We start from the raw sequence: 2,193 nt of genomic DNA on the forward strand, positions 1-2,193 counted from the left end.
GTCGGGTCGGACCGGGGCGCGGTGTCAGCCTTGCGGCTAACCCGTTTCCCCGGCCCGCCCGCCGCACCCGACGTGCCAATCTCTCGGCATCGGGCGCTCCACGTGCCTTTCCCGCTGGTCAGCCACCCCCCGCGGTAGCTGCCGGTCTCGGAGTCCACGGGGTCGGGATGGTGCTCCCGCGATAGCGGTAGCGGGTCACCTTGACGCTGGATGCGCCGGTGAACACGACCCCGTGATGGGCGATTATCCAGGTTCCCGGGCGGCAGAACCGGCGGCGCAGTTCGCTCCAACTGAGCCGGGAGTGCTTATGGTGGATCCACTTGGCGAGGCGATGCCACGCATGGTCATCCACCGCATGGAACACCTGTTTCGACACCCCGTACCTGAAGTAGTTCGCCCAGCCGTGCATCATCCTGTTCAAACTGATCAGCAGCTTGTCCAGATCCAAATGCAGGGTGGACCTGTTCAGCTTCGCCTTCACCTTGTCCCTGATCGACTGGATCGCCTTCTTGGACGGCTTGGTGTAGACGAAGTACTTCTGCGTTCCTCTTTTCCGCTGCCTGCGGATGGTGAAACCGAGGAAGTCGAAGCCATCGTCCGCGTGAACGACACGGGTTTTCTCCGGAGACAGGCGCAGCCCCAGCGGGGCCAGCACGCCTGCCACCTCCTCGCGCAGTGCCTCGGCGCAGTGTCGATCGCCCGACACCATCAGGACGAAATCGTCGGCGTAACGGACGATCCGCCAGTTGCCCAGACCTTTTCTCTTGCGCGTGCGCCGCCGCTTGTCGGTGCTCATCATCTCCCGCCATTGCCGGTCGAAATGTTCGTCCAGCGCCGACAGGGCGATGTTGGCCAGCAGCGGGGAGAGAATCCCGCCCTGGGGTGTTCCCGCCACGGTCTCGTCCGCCTCGCCAAGGGCCGTCATGACCCCGGACTTGAGGAATGCCCTCACCAGCGCACACACCCGCTTGTCCTTGATCCGATCCCGCACGCGGCCCATCAGCGCCGTGTGATCGATCTCGTCGAAACACGCCGCGATGTCCGCCTCCAGCACCCAGTGATAATTCCGAGGGCTGGAGGCGAGGAAATGGATTTCGGAAATGGCGTCGTGTGCTCGCCGGTTAGGGCGAAACCCATACGAACACGGCAGGAAATCCGCCTCGAAGATGGGTTCGAGTACCGCTTTGAGACTGGCCTGGACCACCCGGTCGGCGACGGTGGGGATGCCCAGCTTGCGGAGCTTGCCGCTCGACTTGGGAATCAACACCTGTCGCACTTCGACCGGTTCGAACTCGCCCGACTTCAGCGCGTTGCGAATGCCGTCCAGGAATTCTTCCACCCCGATCCGGGTTTCGATATAGGCCACGGTGACCCTGTCGATTCCCGGCGTTCTTGCCCCGGCGTTGGATGCGACGCGTTCCCACGCATGCACCAGAAAGGCCGGGTCATGGACGAGGTTGAACAGGTCGCCGAAGCGGCGGGAGGAGTCCTCTCCCGCCCAGCGATGTAACTTGATCTGCATCCTCCGTACCGCAAGATAAGCCGAATCGGGATGCGGCCATCTCACGGCGCCGGAATTCACCGGCGCGTCTTCGGACATTGCACTCTTCTCCTTAACTGGCACGCTGCCGTCCTTCCCCCTGTACCGGGCTCTCCCCGGCTCCGAGTACTACGACGGCTCCGCCCCGTCCGCGCCTTCGGCAGGCGTCGCACCTATCCCCACCTGATCCCTCTGGTTGAGGGACGGATGTGGACCGTACGCGGACGGTTCCCACGTTCACTGCTGTTCGGTCATGGGGTTAGGCACCCGGCTCTGCCCCTGCGGCCTCGCCACGGTTACGCCGTAGTCCTTCGCCGTGGCCTCCCAGCCCAGACATGCAAAACCCGACCAGGAGTTCTCCGCCCTTCCGGGCGGATGCGCACCGCCACCCAGCCCATATCCGCCGGATTGGAGCTGGTTCAAATTGAAGAGGCTTAACGACACCGGTTCCTCGCGTATACCTTCCCCTCTCGTTCACCGGGCCCGGCCCATCCGGCAGTGCTGGACCGACCCGACTTTGTCGAGGCTGCTCCCACCCTCCCCGGCGACCCCCGGCTCAGGCTGCCTCCAACTTCACCTCGCCGCTACGACGGCGAAGCGACGGCGGTCTTTCACCTCCGTCCGAACAGAACAGCGCCTCGTGGCGCACTGCA

Annotated in this window: 1 protein-coding gene; it reads right to left on the reverse strand. The window is 64.2% G+C overall.

Annotated elements, in window-relative coordinates; translation table 11 throughout:
* Positions 1-118 precede the first annotated feature (118 nt).
* Positions 119-1,600, reverse strand: a complete 1,482-nt coding sequence (gene ltrA, locus ACBJ32_RS59315; RefSeq protein ID WP_375134394.1) for a group II intron reverse transcriptase/maturase — start codon at positions 1,598-1,600, stop codon at positions 119-121.
* Positions 1,601-2,193 lie beyond the last annotated feature (593 nt).

The sequence above is a fragment of the Nonomuraea sp. GTA35 genome (genome assembly GCF_041950525.1).
In the GTDB taxonomy this organism is placed as follows: Bacteria; Actinomycetota; Actinomycetes; order Streptosporangiales; family Streptosporangiaceae; genus Nonomuraea.